Source organism: Streptomyces sp. NBC_01314, from assembly GCF_041435215.1.
Lineage (GTDB): Bacteria > Actinomycetota > Actinomycetes > Streptomycetales > Streptomycetaceae > Streptomyces.
The window spans coordinates 2,380,198-2,398,697 of the sequence record NZ_CP108394.1 but is presented as its reverse complement, the minus strand read 5'-3'; the positions used below and the strand labels follow the sequence as shown (position 1 = coordinate 2,398,697).

Below are 18,500 nucleotides of genomic sequence, written 5' to 3'. Positions count from 1 at the left end.
GGACCTCCCGGGGTGTGATCTCCCGAGCGAGTCACCCGCGGGGGAGAGGAAAAACCTGCGGGTGTTTGCCGCGCATGATCCGGGGCAAGCGCACTGCAGTGCTTCGGACAGGAGGCACGTCCGTGGACGAGGCGATGTTTCCATCACGGGTGTGCTGTCCCCTGTGCACATCCCCGCCCCCACGGTGACCGTCCATCCCAGAGCACCATCCAGGGAGTTGCGACGCACCATGCGTACTCAGGCAAACGCGAAGCACCATCCGCACGACGACGCCCCCGACACCACGGAGGCGTTCCGGAAGCTGGCCTCGCTTCCCCCCGGTCAGCAGCGGGACACTCTGCGTGAACAGATCATCGAAGCGTGGCTTCCCATGGCCGAACGGCTCGCGGGACGGTTCCGCAGCCGCGGTGAGAGCTACGAGGACCTCCGCCAGGTGGCGTCGCTGGGCCTGGTCAAGGCCGTCGACCGCTACGACCCCGAGCTCGGTAACGCCTTCGAGAGCTATGCGGTACCCACCGTCACCGGTGAGATCAAGCGGCACTTCCGGGACCACATGTGGACCCTGCACGTGCCGCGCCGGGTCCAGGACCTGCGTAATCGCGTGCGGTTCGCCAATCAGGAACTGTCCCAGACGATCTCCGGGCGGCGGCCCACCATCGCGGAGATCGCCAAGCACGCGAACATGAGCGAGGAGGACGTCCAGGTCGGGCTCGAAGCCCTGGAGAGCTTCACGGCGCTGTCGCTGGACGCGGAGCTGCCGGGCAGCGAGGACGGGTACTCGCTCAGCGACGCGCTGGGGTCCGCGGATCCTGCCTTGGACACGGTGGTCGACAGGGAGGCCGTGAAGCCCCGGCTGGCCGCGCTGCCGGAGCGGGAGCGGGCCATTCTGTACATGCGGTTCTTCGGCGACATGACGCAGAGCCGGATCGCCGAACAGCTGGGGATCTCCCAGATGCATGTGTCGCGGTTGATCAGCCGGTGCTGCGACCGGCTGCGCGACCAGGTGATGAGGGACGTCGCGTAGAGCTCCTGGGCAGAGCTCCTGGGCAGGGCGCCGAATGACCGGCGCGATATGGCGGGACATCGAGTCCATCGCCTGGGGCCTCGGCCATCGAGAAGGCCACGTCGGCGCGTGCGGGCTCCTGAGCGGAACAGGGTCAGCACGGCCTTGCCCCTGCCGTCCGGGGCCGGCAGGGGCACCGTCGGCAGGGAGGTCACACGTCACGTTCGGGCGTGGGGCTGTGTCTGCGGCTCCGCCTCGGGGGCGCGAGAAGGGCGACGGAGCAACCCGGACAAGGGCAAGGTCACCCGGTCGGCGGCCCGGTGTCCCGCTAATGGTGCCCGGCGGCGCGCGCCCCGCCGGGCCCGGCGCTCTGATGGACCCGGGGCACGGCGGTCGTGCCCCGTCCGCCTGAGTCGGCCGAAGGAGCCCCGCCCATGCGCCGCAGAGCCCGTGTCCTGTCCGCCACCGCCCTGATCGGTGCCGTTCTGGGCGCCCCCGCCCCGCCCGCCCACGCTGACCCGGCGGCCGAGGCGAACCCGCACTCCGTCGAACCGGGCGGCACACTCACGTTCTCCGTCTCCTGCGACCCGACCGGCGGCACCGCCCCCGAGACCATCGACGCCAGCTCACAGGCCTTCGAACAGGGCACCGTCAAGCTGCAGCGCCTCCCCGGCAACGACGACTCCGCGGGCGGCCCCTCCTACGAGGGCACCGCCAAGATCGCGCCCGCCGCGGACTTCGAGACCGGCGCCGACGCGGTCGACGCCGCCACCGAGTGGGGCGTCGACGGCCTGTGCCCGGCGGCCGCGGGTGGCGAGGGCAAACAGTGGAGCGCCGCCTTCGACGTCGCCCTCGGCGACAACGCCCTGCAGCTCCCCACACGGCAGCCGACGTACCAGCCGACGAAGGACCCGACGCGTCAGCCGTCCCACCAGCCCACCCACCCCACCGCGCCGGTTCAGCGCGGAGTCCACGCGGGCGGTGGCGGTGCCTTCACCGACTCCGTCCCGGCCATGGTCGCGGGCGGCCTCCTCATCGCGGGAGCATTCGGCGCGGCCGTCCACCGACTGCGCCGCCGGGACCGGTGGACGCCGTGACGGGCCGGACCCCTGGTCGGCCGAACCAGCGGTCGCGGCGGGTCGAACCGCGGACGGCTGGAGTCGCGGTGGGCCGCGGTCGCGAACGCCCGGACACGTGGCCGCTGTGACCGGCTCAACCCGTACGGGTGCCCTTGGGGCGCGTGAGCCTGGGTACTGACCGGCCGAGGGTGCGTACGACGCCGTCCGCGGCACGGCGGCGCACACTCACGGGACGACGGCGCACACACTCACGGCACGACGGAACGCCCCGGCATCCCGGAGCGCTCCCGGAGGGTGAGGCGCCGGACAACGCACCACGACTGCGCGGAGGCACACATGCGGCGGACGGATCCGGAAGGGCACGGGCCGGTCCGCTACGGCCCACCCCCTCCCGCTCAGGGCCTGCCCGTGCTGCCCGAACTGGCCGCCGCGCTCTCCGCCGCCGCGGGCCGTCCCCACGCCGTCCCGCCCGGTGGTGACACCGCCCTCCTGGACGCAGCCTGCGGCTACTGGGACCGGCGCGGACTGCCCACCGCACCGGACAGGGCCGTCGCCGCCCCCGGTGCCCCCGCCCTCCTCCTCGCGCTGACCGCCGCGATCGGCGGCGACGTCCTGCTCCCCCGGCCGTGCGCCGCCTGGTGGGAGCCCCAGGCGCGGGCGTTGGGCAGATCCGTGTTCCATGTGGCCACGCCCGCCGAGTGCGGGGGTGTGCCGGACCCGTACGCGCTGCTGGAGACCGTGCGCAGGATCCGGGCCGAGGGCGGTGACCCCCGGCTGCTCGTGCTGTGCGTCGCCGACGACCCGACCGCCACCGTGGCCCCGCCCGAACTGGTGCACGAGGCCATGGAGGCGGCCGCGGGGGAGGGGCTGCACCTGGTCAGCGACGAGACCTGGCGCGACACCGTGCACGACCCGCACGACACCGTGCTCTTCAGTCCCGCCGAGATGCTGCCGGACCGGGTCACCGTCGTCACCGACCTCGCCGGACCCTTCCTGCCGCCGGGCTGGCCGGCCGCCGTCGCCCGGTTTCCGGCGACCGGGGACGGTACGGCGCTGCGCGACCGGGTCCTCGACGTGCTCACCGCCCTGGGCGCCCAGGTCGCCACCCCGGTCGCCGCGGCCGCCGCGTACGCCCTGGGCGAGCCCGCCCCCGTGACCGAACGGCTCGCCGCCGCCGTACGCCTGCACGCGCGCCTCGCCGCCGCCGCGCACCGGGCCGTGGTGGCCGCCGGGGCGCTCTCGCTGCCACCGCGCGCCGGACGCCACCTGTACGCCGACCTGGCCCCGCTGCGCCCGTCGCTCGCCGCGCACGGCGTCGGTGACGCCCAGGAGGCGGAGGACTTCCTCACCGCCCGGCTCGGGATGCCCGCGCCCGGCGGCCACCGGTTCGGGGACGACCTCGGGGCGCTGCGCGTCCGGCTGTCCACCGCCCCGTTCCTCGGCACCACCGACGCGGAGCGCGCACAGGCCCTCGACGCGCCGGACCCCCTGGAACTCCCGCATGTGGAACGCGCGTTGACGCTCTTCGGAGCGGCTTTCGAGGGTCTTCGATGAGGGGGCGCTCGTGACCGACGAACTTCGGCCCGCCTTCAAAGACCCTCCCGACACCCCCTGACGACGCTGTTCTCCAGCAACTCCGAGCAACTCCGAGCAACTCCCAGCACTCCCAGCGACTCTCGGCAACTACCAGTGACTCCAAGCGACTCCAAGTGACCTTCACCGACTCTCAGCGGCCTTCAGCGACGACGATTCTTCGTGACGACGCTCAGCGACGGGAGCCTCCTCGATGACGCAGCAGTCCGAGTCGACCACCTCCACGACCACCTCCACGACGACCACTGAGGGCACCGGCGATCCGGCGCCCATGCCACCGTCCATGGTTCGGTCACCGTTCGCGGCACCCTTCGCCCGCCCCCTCGTACCCCGTCCCCTCTCGCCGCCGCCGCTCGCCGAGCCCCGACCGCTCGGCGAGCGGCGACGCTGGCCCCGGTCCTTCGCCGACCGGCTGACCACACCGCTCCCCGGCCTGAAGGCCTTCGCCCGGTTCGCCCGCGAGGGCTCGGTCCGGCCGGGGGCCGACGGGCTCGCCGACATCCCGCGACTGCCGTACGAACCCGGCCCGTTGCCCCGGGTGGGCACGCGTACCGTCGCCGTCTCCTGGGCGGGGCACGCGAGTTGGGTGGTGCGGATCGGCGGGCTCACCGTCCTCACCGACCCCGTCTGGTCCTGCCGGATCCTCGGCACCCCGGCCCGGGTCACCCCCGTCGGCCTCGGCTGGGACGCGTTGCCCCGCGTGGACGCGGTCGTCATCAGCCACAACCACTACGACCACCTCGACGCCCCCACCCTGGCGAGACTCCCGCGCGACACCCCGGTCTTCGTGCCCGCCGGACTCGGCCGCTGGTTCCGGCGGCGCCGGTTCGGCCGGGTCACCGAGCTGGACTGGTGGGAGGCCGCCGAACTCGACGGCGTCCGCTTCGACTTCGTACCGGCCCACCACTGGTCCAAGCGCACCCTCACCGACACCTGCCGCTCACTGTGGGGCGGCTGGGTCCTCACGGCACCTGACGGCAAGCGTCTCTACTTCGCCGGCGACACCGGCTACGGCCACTGGTTCTCCCTCATCGGCCGCCGCTACCCCGGCATCGATCTCGCCCTCCTGCCGATCGGCGCCTACGACCCCCGCTGGTGGCTCAGCGACGTCCACTGCGACCCGGAGGAAGCGGTCCGCGCCTTCCAGGACCTGGGCGCCCACCGCATGGCCCCCATGCACTGGGCCACGTTCGTCCTGTCGGCGGAACCGGTCCTGGAACCGCTGACCCGGGTGCGGGAGGCATGGAAGGCGGCGGGCCTGCCACGGGAGAGCCTGTGGGACCTGCCGATCGGCGCCTCCCGCCTACTCGACTGAACCGGCCGAGACGCCCGACGCAGCCGCGGCCCGCGAAGCGCACCAAGCCCCGAGCTGTCACCGGACGGCGCGTCCTCACCGGACATCGTGTCCTCACCGGACGACGCGCCGCCACACACTCGGCACGACACTGATCAGCAACGTCAACACGACCGCCGCCAACACCCCTTCCCACGGCTCCTTGAACAACGACCCACCCAGGATGCCGATCAACTGATACGTCACGGCCCACGCGAGGCACGCCGGCAGATTCCCCCGCGCGAACCGCCGCAGCGGCATCTCCGCCATCAGACAGGCCAGCATCACCGGGATACGCCCGGCAGGCATCAGCCGGGACAGCACCAGGACGGCCACCCCGTGGTCGTCGAGCTTCGCCTGTGCCTGCGTCAGCCGGTCCTCCGGAGCCCGGCGGCGGATCGCCTCCAGCCACCGCGAACCGTTCCTGGAGCCCATCCCGCGCCGCCCCAGCCAGTACAGCGCGATGTCCCCGAGGAACGCGGCGACCGACGCCACCACGAACACCAGCAGCAGCGCGAACGGCGCCGCCTGGTGGAACGCCACCACGGCCGCCGAACTGACCAGCGCCCCGGTCGGCACCACCGGCACCAGGGCTCCGACCAACACCAGCAGGAACAGCGTCGGATAGCCGATCGCCTGCTGTGTGGACGCGTACGGCAGGGGAGTGCTCACGGCGGCCAGAACGCTCACCGGGCTTCCTCCACGACCCGTGCCGGCCGGTGTCTCATCGCGCCACCTCCGGTCGCACGCTCTCCCCGTGTCCCAGCCGGTGCACGGTCACTTCGGGAGCGCGTGCGGCGGCAAGGCGTACGAACTCCTCGCCGGGGGCGTGGAATTCATGGGGGCGCACAGCGTCCATGCCGAACGGCCAGTACGTGCCGTAGTGCACCGGCACCGCGCTCCGGGGCGCGAGCAGCGCAAGCGCCTCCGCCGCGCGCCCCGCGTCCAGATGTCCCTCGCCGAGGTACGGCCCCCAGCCGCCGACCGGCAGCAGCGCCACGTCGACCGGCCCGACCTCCTCGGCCATCGCCTGGTACAGCCCGGTGTCCCCGGCGAAGTACGTCCGCGCGGCGCCCTCGATGACGAAGCCGAGCGCGGGCGAACGATGCGGCCCGACGGGCAGCCGCCGCCCGTCGTGCCGGGCGGGCACGGCACGTACGACCAGGTCACCGACGCCGAGTTCGTCCCCGGCCGCCATCTCGGAGAGCTGTAGATGCGCCAGTCTGCGCAGCCCCGGCACCTGGCGCGACGCGCCCTGCGGCACGACCAGCCGCGTGCCGGGGGCGAGCCGGGCCAGCGAGGGAACGTGCAGATGGTCGGCGTGCAGATGCGACACCAGCGCGACGTCCGCGACCGCCGCCTTCGCCGGGGGCGGCGCACCCCGGCGCCTTCTCAGATGTGCGAGCCGGCGTGCGAACAGGGGGTCGGTCAGCACCCTCGTACCCGAGTCCTCCACGGTGCAGGTCGCATGACCCCACCAGGTGATCTCCACCGGCACTCCGTTCGCCTCCTTCGCGCTACTCCCCCGAGCCTACGGGCTGGAGTAGGGTCTGCGGCCTGGGCCTGTCCGGCGGATCATGCCGTGGGCAGGCGTACCGGGCCCCACGTCCGCGGCTTGAACCGCCGGAGGGGCCCCGGGACCCGGAGGTGAGGGGGACACCATGGGCGACGAGGGAGACCGGAGCGGCGGCTTCGGAGTGGCGTACCAGGACGCGGCTCGGGGGCGCGGCGGGGCCGCGGGGTGTGACGCCGTGGTGCGGGTCGCGGCCATAGCGAGCCTGACGCCGCTCGAGGAACTGGAGGCGGATCCGTTCCTGGTCGACTCCCGCAGCCAGCACGCCATGTGCGCCCGTTGGGCCACCGAGCGCGGATACGTGGTGACGCGCGAGCTGCTCGTACGCGGTCTGCGCCCCGACCACTGCGCCCTGTGGGCCGATGTCGACGCCGGCCTCGTCGACCTCTTCGTCGCCCCCAGCCGCCGCGTCCTCGAACGCGCCCTCGCCTCCGTCGACGACTTCACCGCCGAGTGCGCCCGCCGCGGCATCCGCGTCGAGACCGTCGGCCGCGCCGAACCCGCCTACGACGCCCAGATGAAGGCCCAGGTGCACCGCCGCCTGTCCATGCCGACGGCGGGGTACGACGGCCGCTGAGCCGGGACGAAGGGGCCTCTTCGAGCGCCGGGCGCGTGCGCGCCGCTCAAGGGGCGCGGGGAACCGCGCGATCACCCCCCACTCACCCGCGGCCCGCGACGCACAAGCCCGGAGCTGTTCCCGAACCGTCCCCCCGCTCCTGCCTCCCTGCCACCCCGAAATGCCACCCCGGCGCCCCCAGCCCGTGTGACAGGCTGAGGCCAGCAACAGGACGTGAGGCCAGCAACAGGACGTGAGGTGGCCGGAACGTGGACGGTGGTCGTTGGCGAAGAGTGCTGAGCGGCGTCTGGCGGATGCTCGCCGTCTGGGCGGTCTCCACGCTGACGATGCTCGTGCTCGCGGGCGCGCTGCCCGACTTCCGGCTGCAGTCCGAGACCGGCGAGAGCGTCACGCGGATCGCCGTCACCGCGGCCTTCGGCGCCGGCGCGTTCGGTCTGCTCTCCGCGCTCGTGTGGCCCTTGCTCGTGCGGGCGCTGCTGCTGGTACCGGCGCTCGTACTCGGCCTGCTCGTCTTCTTCCTCAACGGCTCGCTGCTCCTGCTCGCGCTGCGGATCAACCCCTCCGGCCAGGGTGCGGCCGCGCCCGAGACCGCTGTGGTGGTCGCCGCGGTGATGTCCGCCGTCGCCTCCGCCACGGGTGGCGCCCTCGCCGTCCGGGACGACGACGCCTACCGGCGCCGCCTGTACCGGCTGGCCGACCGCCGCCGCAGGCAGGCCGACGGCGGCCCGGGGCACGCCGGACCCGGCACCGTCTTCCTGCAGCTCGACGGCGTCGGCCACGACGTGCTGGAGGCGGCGACGGAGAAGGGCCTCATGCCGACCGTGGCCACCTGGCTCGGCCGGCCGGCGAACGAGACCGCGCACCCCCGGCCCACCCACCGGCTCACCCCCTGGCGCACCGACTGGTCCAGCCAGACCGGCGCCAGCCAGCTCGGCATCCTGCACGGCACCAACCACGACGTGCCGGCCTTCCGCTGGTACGAGAAGGACACCCGGGAGGTGATGGTCTGCAACCGGCCCGCCGGGGCCGCCGAACTCCAGCGTCGGGCCATCGACCGCACCGGCGACGGCGGACTGCTGACCGTCGACGGCGCCAGCCGCGGCAACCTCTTCAGCGGGGGCGCCGAGCAGCTCGCGCTCGTCCTGTCGATCGCGGCCCGCCGGGGCCGCCGCAACCGTTCCCGCGCCGGGTACTTCGCCTACTTCTCCGACCCGGCCAACGCCGTCCGCACCGCCATGTCCTTCGTCGCCGACGTCCTGCGGGAGATCGGCCAGTCCACCCGCGCCCGGTGTGCCCAGCAGCGGCCCCGCGTCAAGCGCGGCGGCCTCTACCCGCTCATCCGCGCCTTCGCGACCGTCGTCGAGCGCGACGTCGTCGTCTCCGCGGTGATCGGGGACATGTTCGCGGGCCGCGCGGCGATCTACGCGGACCTCGTGGCGTACGACGAGGTCGCCCACCACTCCGGCCCGCACAGCCGGGACGCCGCGAAGGTCCTCGAACGCCTCGACCGTTCCCTCGCGTTGATCGCCCAGGTCGCCGAACACGCCCCGCGCGCCTACCGGATCGTCCTCCTCTCCGACCACGGCCAGAGCCCCGGCGAGACCTTCCTGGGCCGCTACGGCCTCACCCTCGGCGACCTGGTCCGCGCCGGCTCCGGCCTGCCCGTGCCGCGCCGGGCCCGGCGCACCCACAGCGGCGCCGAGGCACGCACGGCGGTACGGGCCGCGCTGCGCATCCCCGTCGAGGAGCACGTCGAGGAGTACCGGCCGACGCGCCGCTCCGAGCCGATCGTCCTCGCCTCCGGCAACCTCGGCCTCGTCTCCTTCCCGGACGTCCCCCACCGGATGAGCCGCGAGGAGATCGACGCCCGCCATCCGGCCCTGCTCCCCACCCTCGCCAACCATCCGGGCATAGGCTTCGTCCTCGTCCGCAGCGAGGAGCACGGCGGCGTCGTGCTCGGCGCGCACGGCGCGGAGGTCCCGATCGGCGAGCTGAGCGACGAACACCCCGGCCCCCTCGCCGACTTCGGCCCCGGCGCCGCCGACGCCGTACGCCGCACGCACGGCTTCCCGCGCACCGCCGACATCATGGTCAACTCCTGGTACGACCCCGCCGACGGCGAAGTCCTCGCCTTCGAGGAACAGATCGGCTCCCACGGCGGCCTGGGCGGCTGCCAGTCCCGCCCCTTCCTGATGTCCCCCCTGGCGCTCTCCGCGCCGGTGGAGGAGGACGAGAACCTGGTCGGCGCCGAACAGATCCACCGGGTACTGAGGCGATGGCTACGGGAATCGAACGGTCCTCAAGTCCCCCTGACCCACGAGAGCGAGCCCCAGAGGGGCGCGGGGAACTTCGCGACCGGCCACGATGAACCCACACCCGCGAAACAACAGAACCCGGCAGACGCCTAGCCACCCGGCCCACAGAAAATGGGCTGCGCTCCTGAGAACCGGTCGCCCAGACCGTTCGCCCCGGGCGGTGCGTCTGAAGCACGTCCTCTCGAACACCCCTGGAGCCCACACCTTGCGGGCGGCCGTGTTCACCGCGCGGGGGCCGGTGTTCAGGGTGAGATGAGGCTCGGACCGCCCGGAGTGTGATCGGATGGGGCCAGGCAACCCGGAACCGGGAAACGGCAACCGGGAACCACATGCGAAAGGAATGACCGTGGCTACCACGCGCTCCGCACACACCGTCTGGGAAGGCAACCTGCTCGAGGGCAACGGTGTCGTCAGCTTCGACTCCTCCGGTGCCATCGCCGAGCAGCCCGTGACGTGGGCGTCCCGCGCCCAGGACGCGAACGGCAAGACCAGCCCCGAGGAGCTGATCGCGGCCGCCCACTCCAGCTGCTTCTCCATGGCCTTCTCCCACGCCCTCGCCGGCGCCGGGACCCCGCCCACCAGGCTCACCACCTCCGCCGACGTGACCTTCCAGCCGGGCGAGGGCATCACCGGCATCCACATCACCGTGGAGGGCACCGTGCCCGGCCTCGACGAGGAGGGCTTCGTGGCCGCCGCCGAGGACGCCAAGGTGAACTGCCCCGTCAGCCAGGCCCTCAAGGCCGTACCGATCACCCTCACCGCCAAGCTGGCCTGACCGGCTGCTCCGCACGCCCCGTTGACAAGAACCCACTCAAGTTTTGTGCTGGTGGTGGGGACACTTGGCGGAACCTTGCTGAAAGGGGACGGCGACGGGGCGTGCGGTAGGGGCCGATCTCGGTACGACGAACTCGGTGGTGGCCGTGCTGGAGGGCGGCGAGGCGACCCTCGTCGCCAACGCGGAGGGACAGCGGACCACACCGTCGGTGGTGGCGTTCGCCAAGAACGGCGAGGTCCTGGTCGGCGAAGTCGCCAAACGGCAGGCCGTGACGAACGTGGAGCGCACCGCACGCTCCGTCAAACGTCATATGGGCGAAACGAGTTGGCGTTTCCCCGAGCAGGGCTCCGTGGACGGCACCCGCTACCGGGCCCAGGAACTGTCCGCGCGCGTCCTGCAGAAGCTGAAGCGGGACGCCGAGTCGTATCTCGGTGAGGACGTCACCGACGCCGTCATCACCGGGCCCGCGTACTTCGACGACGCCCAGCGGCAGGCGACCAAGGAGGCGGGGGAGATCGCGGGCCTGAAGGTCCTGCGGATCATCAACGAGCCCACGGCCGCGGCCCTCGCCTACGGCCTGGACCGGGGCGAGGAGCAGACCGTCCTCGTCTTCGACCTCGGCGGCGGCACGTTCGACGTCTCCCTCCTGGAGATCGGCGACGGGGTCATCGAGGTGAAGGCCAGCAACGGTGACACGCGGCTCGGGGGCGACGACTGGGACCAGCGGGTCGTCGAGTACCTCGTTGCCCGGCCGACGCAGCGCCGCCCGGACCCACCGAGGAGGACGGCGTCGTCGACGCGGAGATCGTGGACGACGAGAGGGGGCCGAAGGGAGGAGCGGCGTAGGCCGGGGCGAACAGTGAGCGATGTGTCGCTGAGGGCTCAGTACTGCTCGCGGTAGCGCTTCAGGAGGGTTCTCGTCCGTTCGGCGGACGCCGCGTGGGCGGCCATGTGGTCGAGGACTTCGAGATGGAGGGCGACCTCGGTGCGGGAGTCGAGGTAGAGGGCGCCGGTGAGGTACTCGGTGTAGACCATGTCGGGGAGTTCCGGTTCGGCGAAGCGGAAGAGGGAGAAGGGGGCGTAGGTGCCCGGGTGGGGTCCGCTGGCGAACTCGCAGACCTGGAGGATGACGTGGTCCTTCTCGGTGATCTCCAGCAGCCGATCGATCTGGTCCCGCATCACCTGGGAGTGGATGCTCACCGGACGCATGAGGGCCGTCTCGTCCATGATCACCCACAGATGCGGCGGTCTTTCCTGGGTGAGGAGCTTCTGTCTGGCCATCCGCAGCGACACATGGCGTTCGATCGTCTCGGGACCGGTCTGGCCGAGGGTCCCGGCCTCCATCACGGCCCGCGCGTACTCCTCGGTCTGCAGCATCCCCGGCACGAAGTGCGGCTCGTACTGCCGGATCAGGTGGGCCGCGCCCTCAAGGCTGACGTACACGCTGAACCAGTCGGGCAGCACGTCGTGGTACCGCTGCCACCACCCCGGCTTGTTCGCCTCCTCGGCCAGCGTCACGAACGCGTCGGCATCGTCCTCGGCGACGCCGTACGTCGTCAGCAGGACCTGGACGTACGGGATCTTGAGCGCGACATCGGCGGTCTCCATGCGCCGCACGGTCGCCGGCGCGACATGGAGGACGCGTGCCGCCTCCTCGCGCTTGAGCCCGGCGGCTTCCCGCAGCTCCTGGAGCCGTCTTCCGAGCACTACCTGACCCACGGTGGGGGCGGGCCGCCGCTCACTCACGCCACGCCTCCCCACGGGCCGAGATACAACAACAGTCTGTCATGTTCCGGTGGACATCTCACAGGGTCGGCCGGAACGAGACGCCCCGGATTCCGGATGCCCGGAAGGACAGCCGCCGATTCCGGCGGGCGCCCGCCACGACGACGCCACAGGCTACGGGGTGCCATGACCCCGGAGGTAATCGACGGCCGTACGTCCGGCACTGCAAGGTGAGGTCACCGGGTTCGGGCCGGGCACACCGGTCCGGAAGCCGGTCCCGGCGGCCCGCGCCCGCTCGTCGAGCGCGACGCCCGCCACCCGTCCGTCCGGCCGTCACCCCGGCCCCTTCCGGTTCTTCCGATTTCCACCTCGACGGAGAGTGATCTGCCATGTCCGCGCCCATGCCCATGCCCGTGCCCACGACCCGCCTCGCCGTACTCGCCCGGACCGCCGACCCCCGGACCATGCTGCGCCGCTTCCTGGCCGTGGACGCCGTGGTGACCGGGGCGAACGGACTCGCCTACCTCGCCGCGGCCGGACCCCTCGGCCGTTTCCTCGGCGTCGATTCCGGACTGCTCGTCGCGCTCGGCGTCTTTCTCGCGGTGTACGCGGCGGCCGTAGCCCTGCTGGCCTCGCGCGAGCGTCCGCCGGTGCTCCCCGTGCAGGCCGTGATCGAGGCCAACCTCGCCTGGTCGGTCCTCAGTCTCGTCGCGCTGGTGCTGTGGCTGACGCCGAGCACGGCGGGCGCGGTGTGGACCCTGCTGCAGGCGCTGACCGTGGCCGGGTTCGCGGCGGTGCAGTACGTCGCCCTGCGCGCGGCCGGCCGCTGAGCGTCCCTCCTCCTGCCGGCCGACCGCTGAGTGGTCGACCGCTGAGTGGCCGGCGCCGAGTGGCCGGCCACCGGGTGGGCGTCAGGACAGCAGCGAGTGGAGGTACTTGCCCGTCGCCGGGTCGGCCGGGAGGAACGTCTCGATGGCCAGCTCGGCCACGGTCACGTCCATGGGGGTGTTGAACGTGGAGACGGAGGAGATGAAGGACAACAGTCGGCCCTCGTGCTCGATCCGCATCGGCAGCGCGAAGTAGGCGGTCGCCTCCGCACCGGGTTCCCCACCCGGCTCCCCGTCGGGCGTGCCCGGCGGCAGCGGGTACGCCGCCACCTCCTCGTACAGCGCGCGCAACGGCTCCGAGCGGCGCAGCGCGACCTGGCGTCCCATCTGCTCCAGCAGGTGCCCGCGCCAGGCGCGCAGGTTCCGGATGCGTGGCGCCAGGCCCTCCGGGTGGAGGGTCAGCCGCATGGCGTTGAGCGGCGGCACGAGCAGCGACTCGGGGACGCCGTCCAGCAGCACGGCGATGCCCCGGTTGGCGGCCATGACCTCGTACGTCGCGTTCATCACCAGCGCCGGATACGGCTCGTAGCCCTGGATCAGCTGTTCCATGCCCTCGCGCAGGGCGGCCATCGACGGGTCGTCCAGCGGCGTCTCCGGGTAGTGCGGGGCGTAACCGGCCGCGAGGAGCAGCGCGTTGCGCTCCCGCACCGGTACGTCCAGGTGCTCGGCGAGCCGCAGAACCATCTCCTCGCTCGGGCGGGAACGGCCCGTCTCGACGAAGCTGATGTGCCGCGCCGAGGAACCGGCCTGCAGCGCCAACTCCAGCTGACTGACCCGCCGTTGCTCCCGCCAGGCCCGCAGCAGCGGGCCCACGCCGAGGTCGGAAGGGGCTGCGGGACGGCTCGGGGAACCGGTCGGGGCAGAGGTCATGCGAAGAACGTAGCCGAGGCGATCGAGAAGCGACTCGTGCACCACCCCTGAAACCCGTCCTGGGCGGCGACGGCCGCCCACCGGGGCACGTCTACGAGGGTGCGCTCCACCGCCGAGAAGATCGAGTCCCTCGGCGCCGACGGACGGCTTCGCGCCGGAGCGCGTACGGATCCGAGCCTCGCAGAGGTGTCTGACCAGGGACGCGGCGGCCGGGCTGTGGCAGGCTGAAAGGGAGCGCACGTCACGGAGGGGACGTCTCGGAAGGAGTGGGCCATGCCCGTCGAACCCTTGTCGCAGAAGGAGATCGAGGACCGCCTGGCGGAGCTGCCCGGCTGGTCGCTGGACGGGGACCGGATCGCCCGTTCCTACCGGCTGGGCTCGCACTTCGCGGCGACCGCGCTGGTCGTGCACATCGCCCAGACACAGGAGGAGCTGGGCCACCACTCCGACCTCACCCTCGGTTACGACACCGTCTCGCTGACCATCAGCACGCACAGCGTGGGCGGCGCCGTCACCGAGAAGGACTTCGAGCTGGCCCGCAGGGTGGAGGCGCTCGCGCCCGGCCACGGGGCGAGCTGAGGCGGGTGCTGGACTACGACAAGGAGGCCGGCGACTACGACGCCCTGCGCGGCGGCGAGCCCCGTGCCGAGGCCGCCGCCCGCGCCGTACTGGGCCTCGTCCCCGAGGGCACCCGCCGACTGCTCGACGTCGCCTGCGGCACCGGGATCGTGACCCGGCGGTTCTCGGCCGCGCGGGACGGGCTGCGGGTCACGGGCGTCGACCTCACGCACGCGATGGCGAGCCGGGCCGCCGCCCGGGTGCCCGGCTCCGTCGTGATCGGCGACGGCCGCCGACTCCCCTTCCGCGACGGGGAGTTCGACGCCGTCACCAGCGTGTGGCTGCTGCATCTGCTGGACGGTTCCGAGGACGTACGGGCCGTGGTCGGCGAGTGCGCCCGTGTGCTCCGCCCCGGCGGTGTCTATGTCACCACCGTCGACAAGGGCGCCTCCCACAACGTGGGCAGCGACATCGACGCCGTGCTGGCCCCGCGCCCCCGGGCCCCGGCCATGGACCCCGCGGCGGCCGTCGAGGGGTACGCCGACGAACACGGGCTGCGCGTCGCCGGACACGCCCGCTTCCCGGGCCGCGGCCAGGGCCGCAGCCCTCGCCGCACCCTCGCCGATCTGCGCCGAGGCTGGTTCGTCACCCTCCCGCCCGGCGATCCGCTGGCCGACGACTACGCGGTACGGCTCGCGGCCCTCCCCGACCAGGACCGGCCGCGCCCGGACCCGGAGTTCAGCCTGCGGGCGTTCCGCAAGGTGTGAGAGCGGCCGGCGGTCAGGACACCGTCCTCCGCCCCGGCGACGCGGTGGTTCCGGCGGGCAGGGAGTCGGCCAAGTAGGCGTCGAGGCAAGGGACTTCGGGGGTGAGGACGTGCCGTACCCAGGCGTCGCGTTCGTGCTGGATCGGCGGGAGTTCCCAGACGCAGCCGATCCACGGCCGGCTGGTGACGACGAAGTGCGTGGGGTCGGTGTCCGGGCAGCCGAGCACCGGCTGGCCCGCCGCCGCGCCGGCGAAGTGGAGGACGTTGTCCCACACCCAGCTGTACGCGTTGAGGTAGGCCCCGCTGTCACCGCCCCGGTGCAGCACGACGAAGGTCGCGGGCGGCGTCGTCCCGTCCGGCTCGGGCAGCAGCTGCGGGAGGATCGCGTACGCCGCCTCCGCGACCTCGGGTGCGATGCCGGCCGGGTCGGCGGTGACGTGGTAGCGCTTGATCCGCCGACCGGCCACCTCGACGGGCGGCGGCACGGTCAGCGGTTTCTCGGTGAAGGGCATGGCGGGACGTTACGACCGCTTCACTGACACCATGTGTCAGTGAAGGCCACCCGACTCGTCTCGATCCTCCTGCTGCTCCAGACCCGGGGCCGGATGACGGCCGCCCGGCTCGCCGAGGAGCTGGAGGTCTCCGTCCGCACGGTCTACCGGGACATGGAGGCGCTGGGCGCGGCCGGGGTGCCCCTGTACGGCGACGCGGGCCACGCCGGGGGCTACCGCCTCCTCGACGGCTACCGCACCCGCCTCACCGGTCTGACGAGGGACGAGGCCGAGGCCCTGTTCCTCGCGGGCGCGCCCGGCCCCGCCGCCGAGCTGGGCCTCGGCGCGGTCCTGGCCGCCGCCCGGCTGAAGGTGCGGGCCGCCCTCCCCGTCGAGCTGCGGGCCCACGCCGACCGGGTCGCCGGCCGCTTCCATCTGGACGCACCCGGCTGGTACGCGGAGGCCGAGGACACCCCGTTCCTGCCCGCCGTCGCCGACGCGGTCTGGAGCGGGCGGGTCCTGCACGTGCTCTACCGCCGCTGGGCCGAGCCGACGGACGTGCGGCGCCGCCTCGAACCGTACGGCCTCGTCCTCAAGGCGGGCCGCTGGTACGTCGTCGCCGGACCCGGACCGCGCACGTACCGCGTCGACCAGATCCTGCGGATCCTCGAACCCGACGCCTCCGAGGAGGAGTTCACCCGCCCCGACGGCTTCGATCTGGCCGCGTACTGGACGGCGTACCAGCGTGACTTCCACGCCCGGCTGCACCGGGGCGAGGCACTGGTCCGGCTGGCGCCGGGCGTGACCCTGCCCCGGGCGGTGCCGGTCGAGGAGAGCACGGGGGACGGCGGCTGGACCACGGTCAGCGTGCCCATCGAGTCGGTCGAGCGCGCGCACGGGGAGTTCCTGCGGCTGGGCGCCGACATCGAGGTGCTGGAACCGGCCGAGCTGCGCGGAAGGATCGCCCGGACCGTCGCCGAACTGGCCGAAAGGTACGGCAACGTGGCCGGGACCGGCGGCGACCTATAGGGCGGAACCCGTCCGTCCTTTCTGGAGGTTCGTCACGTGCAGCACCCGCACCCGCATCCGCGCCGGCACCACAGACGTCGAGCCCTGCGCTCGCTGGTGACAGCGGCCCTCCTCGCCGCCGGACTCACCACATTCACCGGAACGCCCGCCGAGGCCGCCACCGCCCGCCAGGTCGAGGCCCTCGACCGGGGCGTGGTCAGCGTCCACGTCGACAGCGGCAACCTGGTCAGCTGGCGCTGGCTGGGCACCGACCCCAACGACGTGTCCTTCAACGTCTACCGGGCCGGCACCAAGGTCAACTCGACGCCGATCACCGGCTCGACGAACTACTTCCACTCCGGCGCCCCCGCCCAGGCCGACTACACGGTCCGCGCGATCGTGAACGGAGTGGAGCAGGGCGACTCGGTGCACGCCGTCCAACTCCGCACCGGCTACAAGGACGTGCCGATCAGCGCGCCCGCCGGCGGGACCACCCCGGACGGCGTCGCGTACACCTACGAGGCCAACGACGCCTCCGTGGGCGACCTCGACGGCGACGGCGCCCTGGAGTTCGTCCTGAAGTGGCAGCCGACGAACGCCAAGGACAACTCCCAGTCCGGCTACACCGGCAACACGATCATCGACGGCGTCAAGCTCGACGGCACCCGGCTGTGGCGCATCGACCTGGGCCGCAACATCCGCTCGGGCGCGCACTACACGCAGTTCCAGGTGTACGACTACGACGGCGACGGCAGGGCCGAGATCGCCGCCAAGACGGCGGACGGCACGGTCGACGGGGCGGGGACGGTGATCGGCAGTTCCTCCGCCGACCACCGGAACTCCAGCGGTTACATCCTGTCCGGGCCCGAGTACCTCACCATGTTCAACGGCCAGACCGGCAGGTCGATGCAGACCGTCGACTACGTCCCGGCCCGCGGCACGGTCTCGTCGTGGGGCGACTCGTACGGCAACCGCGTGGACCGCTTCCTCGCCGGGACGGCGTACCTGGACGGTGCCAGGCCCTCGCTCGTCATGGCACGCGGCTACTACACCCGTACGGTGATCGCGGCCTGGGACTGGCGGGGCGGCTCCTTCACCCGCCGCTGGACCTTCGACACCAGTTCCTCCACCAACTCCGGCCGGGGCTACGACGGGCAGGGCTCGCACAGTCTCTCCGTCGGTGACGTCGACAACGACGGCAAGGACGAGATCGTGTACGGCGCGATGGCCGTGGACGACAACGGCAACGGCCTGTGGACCACGAGGACGGGCCACGGCGACGCCCAGCACCTGGGCGACCTGGACGCGTCCACCTCCGGCCTGGAGTACTTCAAGGTCTCCGAGTCCACCTCCCAGCCCGCCGAGCTGTACATCAACCCCGCGAGCGGCGCGGTCCGCTGGCAGCTCGCCGCCTGCTGCGACAACGGCCGGGGAGTCGCCGGGGACATCTACGCCGGCAACGACGGGCCCGAGATGTGGTCCGCCTCCGACTCCTCCATCCGCGACGAGGCCGGCGCGACGAAGGGCCGCGAGCCCTCGTCCGTCAACTTCCTCTCCTGGTGGGACGGCGACCCGGTCCGTGAACTCCTCGACGGCACCCGCATCGACAAGTACGGCACCTCCTCGGACACCCGCCTGCTGACCGGCTCCGGGGTCTCCTCCAACAACGGCACCAAGGCCACCCCCGCGCTCTCCGGCGACATTCTCGGCGACTGGCGCGAGGAGGTCGTCTGGCGCACCAGCGGCAACACGGCCCTGCGGATCTACTCGACGCCGATCGAGACGAGCACGAAGATCACGACCCTGCTGCACGACCCGATGTACCGCACGGGTCTGGCCTGGCAGAACACCGCCTACAACCAGCCGCCGCACACCAGTTTCTTCATCGGCGACGGCATGCCGACGGCACCACGGCCGACGGTGTACACGCCGTAGGGACCGGTCCGT

Annotated in this window: 17 protein-coding genes and 1 pseudogene; 13 read left to right on the top strand and 5 right to left on the bottom strand. The window is 72.6% G+C overall.

Annotation, left to right across the window (positions count from 1 at the left end):
• Positions 1 to 229: 229 nt before the first annotated feature.
• The 4 genes from OG622_RS10595 to OG622_RS10580 all read left to right on the top strand — a co-directional run bounded on the left by OG622_RS10595 (position 230) and on the right by OG622_RS10580 (position 4,990).
• Positions 230 to 1,024: an RNA polymerase sigma factor SigF gene (locus OG622_RS10595; protein ID WP_371575150.1), complete on the top strand. Its 795-nt coding sequence runs from the start codon at positions 230 to 232 to the stop codon at positions 1,022 to 1,024.
• Positions 1,025 to 1,437: 413 nt separating this feature from the next.
• Complete coding sequence (locus tag OG622_RS10590) at positions 1,438 to 2,100, top strand: hypothetical protein (protein WP_371575148.1); 663 nt, start codon at positions 1,438 to 1,440, stop codon at positions 2,098 to 2,100.
• Between the two features lie 318 nt (positions 2,101 to 2,418).
• Positions 2,419 to 3,636, top strand: a complete 1,218-nt coding sequence (locus OG622_RS10585) for an aminotransferase class I/II-fold pyridoxal phosphate-dependent enzyme (protein WP_371575147.1) — start codon at positions 2,419 to 2,421, stop codon at positions 3,634 to 3,636.
• Positions 3,637 to 3,868: 232 nt separating this feature from the next.
• Positions 3,869 to 4,990 (top strand): MBL fold metallo-hydrolase, encoded by a 1,122-nt coding sequence (locus tag OG622_RS10580; protein WP_371575145.1) that lies wholly within the window; start codon positions 3,869 to 3,871, stop codon positions 4,988 to 4,990.
• A 93-nt stretch (positions 4,991 to 5,083) separates the two neighbouring features.
• Here the strand turns inward: OG622_RS10580 and OG622_RS10575 are convergent, their stop codons facing one another.
• Together OG622_RS10575 and OG622_RS10570 are read right to left on the bottom strand one after the other, a co-directional pair.
• Positions 5,084 to 5,698 (bottom strand): DedA family protein, encoded by a 615-nt coding sequence (locus OG622_RS10575; RefSeq protein ID WP_371575143.1) that lies wholly within the window; start codon positions 5,696 to 5,698, stop codon positions 5,084 to 5,086.
• 34 nt (positions 5,699 to 5,732) lie between these two features.
• Complete coding sequence (locus OG622_RS10570) at positions 5,733 to 6,506, bottom strand: MBL fold metallo-hydrolase (RefSeq protein ID WP_371575141.1); 774 nt, start codon at positions 6,504 to 6,506, stop codon at positions 5,733 to 5,735.
• A gap of 163 nt (positions 6,507 to 6,669) precedes the next feature.
• Between OG622_RS10570 and OG622_RS10565 the strand changes: the two genes are divergently transcribed.
• From OG622_RS10565 to OG622_RS10550, 4 genes and pseudogenes are all read left to right on the top strand, one after another.
• Positions 6,670 to 7,158: a hypothetical protein gene (locus OG622_RS10565; RefSeq protein ID WP_371575140.1), complete on the top strand. Its 489-nt coding sequence runs from the start codon at positions 6,670 to 6,672 to the stop codon at positions 7,156 to 7,158.
• Positions 7,159 to 7,451: 293 nt separating this feature from the next.
• Positions 7,452 to 9,566, top strand: a complete 2,115-nt coding sequence (locus OG622_RS10560) for a phage holin family protein (protein ID WP_371584058.1) — start codon at positions 7,452 to 7,454, stop codon at positions 9,564 to 9,566.
• 253 nt (positions 9,567 to 9,819) lie between these two features.
• Positions 9,820 to 10,248, top strand: a complete 429-nt coding sequence (locus OG622_RS10555; protein ID WP_371575138.1) for an OsmC family protein — start codon at positions 9,820 to 9,822, stop codon at positions 10,246 to 10,248.
• Between the two features lie 136 nt (positions 10,249 to 10,384).
• Positions 10,385 to 10,993: pseudogene (locus OG622_RS10550) on the top strand (Hsp70 family protein); the annotation flags it as partial.
• A gap of 137 nt (positions 10,994 to 11,130) precedes the next feature.
• Here OG622_RS10550 and OG622_RS10545 read toward each other — a convergent pair.
• On the bottom strand, positions 11,131 to 11,994 hold the full coding sequence (locus OG622_RS10545; RefSeq protein WP_371575136.1) for a helix-turn-helix domain-containing protein: 864 nt from the start codon (positions 11,992 to 11,994) through the stop codon (positions 11,131 to 11,133).
• Between the two features lie 392 nt (positions 11,995 to 12,386).
• On the opposite strand from OG622_RS10545, the gene OG622_RS10540 reads away from it, so the two are divergent.
• Positions 12,387 to 12,803: a hypothetical protein gene (locus OG622_RS10540; protein WP_371584057.1), complete on the top strand. Its 417-nt coding sequence runs from the start codon at positions 12,387 to 12,389 to the stop codon at positions 12,801 to 12,803.
• A gap of 81 nt (positions 12,804 to 12,884) precedes the next feature.
• Here OG622_RS10540 and OG622_RS10535 read toward each other — a convergent pair whose 3' ends face one another.
• A complete protein-coding gene (locus OG622_RS10535) occupies positions 12,885 to 13,730 on the bottom strand; it encodes a helix-turn-helix domain-containing protein (protein ID WP_371575134.1) in 846 nt (281 codons plus the stop codon).
• A gap of 273 nt (positions 13,731 to 14,003) precedes the next feature.
• On the opposite strand from OG622_RS10535, the gene OG622_RS10530 reads away from it, so the two are divergent.
• Both OG622_RS10530 and OG622_RS10525 read left to right on the top strand, forming a co-directional pair.
• The gene (locus tag OG622_RS10530; RefSeq protein ID WP_371575133.1) at positions 14,004 to 14,309 is read left to right on the top strand and encodes a 4a-hydroxytetrahydrobiopterin dehydratase; all 306 of its coding nucleotides are present in this window, start codon (positions 14,004 to 14,006) and stop codon (positions 14,307 to 14,309) included.
• A 5-nt stretch (positions 14,310 to 14,314) separates the two neighbouring features.
• The gene (locus tag OG622_RS10525; RefSeq protein ID WP_371575131.1) at positions 14,315 to 15,055 is read left to right on the top strand and encodes a class I SAM-dependent methyltransferase; all 741 of its coding nucleotides are present in this window, start codon (positions 14,315 to 14,317) and stop codon (positions 15,053 to 15,055) included.
• Between the two features lie 13 nt (positions 15,056 to 15,068).
• Here OG622_RS10525 and OG622_RS10520 read toward each other — a convergent pair whose 3' ends face one another.
• Complete coding sequence (locus OG622_RS10520; protein WP_371575129.1) at positions 15,069 to 15,566, bottom strand: hypothetical protein; 498 nt, start codon at positions 15,564 to 15,566, stop codon at positions 15,069 to 15,071.
• A gap of 39 nt (positions 15,567 to 15,605) precedes the next feature.
• On the opposite strand from OG622_RS10520, the gene OG622_RS10515 reads away from it, so the two are divergent.
• Together OG622_RS10515 and OG622_RS10510 are read left to right on the top strand one after the other, a co-directional pair.
• The gene (locus OG622_RS10515) at positions 15,606 to 16,574 is read left to right on the top strand and encodes a helix-turn-helix transcriptional regulator (RefSeq protein WP_371575127.1); all 969 of its coding nucleotides are present in this window, start codon (positions 15,606 to 15,608) and stop codon (positions 16,572 to 16,574) included.
• Between the two features lie 96 nt (positions 16,575 to 16,670).
• Positions 16,671 to 18,488, top strand: coding sequence for a rhamnogalacturonan lyase (locus OG622_RS10510; protein WP_371584056.1), 1,818 nt, complete (start codon positions 16,671 to 16,673; stop codon positions 18,486 to 18,488).
• Positions 18,489 to 18,500: the final 12 nt, after the last annotated feature.

What these genes read in the sequence shown, in the direction of transcription:
- OG622_RS10595 (WP_371575150.1), top strand. Translation starts at nt 230, where the DNA reads ATGCGTACTCAGGCAAACGCGAAGCACCATCCGCACGACGACGCCCCC.
- OG622_RS10590 (WP_371575148.1), top strand. Translation starts at nt 1,438, where the DNA reads ATGCGCCGCAGAGCCCGTGTCCTGTCCGCCACCGCCCTGATCGGTGCC.
- OG622_RS10585 (WP_371575147.1), top strand. Translation starts at nt 2,419, where the DNA reads ATGCGGCGGACGGATCCGGAAGGGCACGGGCCGGTCCGCTACGGCCCA.
- OG622_RS10580 (WP_371575145.1), top strand. Translation starts at nt 3,869, where the DNA reads ATGACGCAGCAGTCCGAGTCGACCACCTCCACGACCACCTCCACGACG.
- OG622_RS10565 (WP_371575140.1), top strand. Translation starts at nt 6,670, where the DNA reads ATGGGCGACGAGGGAGACCGGAGCGGCGGCTTCGGAGTGGCGTACCAG.
- OG622_RS10560 (WP_371584058.1), top strand. Translation starts at nt 7,452, where the DNA reads ATGCTCGCCGTCTGGGCGGTCTCCACGCTGACGATGCTCGTGCTCGCG.
- OG622_RS10535 (WP_371575134.1), bottom strand. Translation starts at nt 13,730, where the DNA reads ATGACCTCTGCCCCGACCGGTTCCCCGAGCCGTCCCGCAGCCCCTTCC.
- OG622_RS10530 (WP_371575133.1), top strand. Translation starts at nt 14,004, where the DNA reads ATGCCCGTCGAACCCTTGTCGCAGAAGGAGATCGAGGACCGCCTGGCG.
- OG622_RS10520 (WP_371575129.1), bottom strand. Translation starts at nt 15,566, where the DNA reads ATGCCCTTCACCGAGAAACCGCTGACCGTGCCGCCGCCCGTCGAGGTG.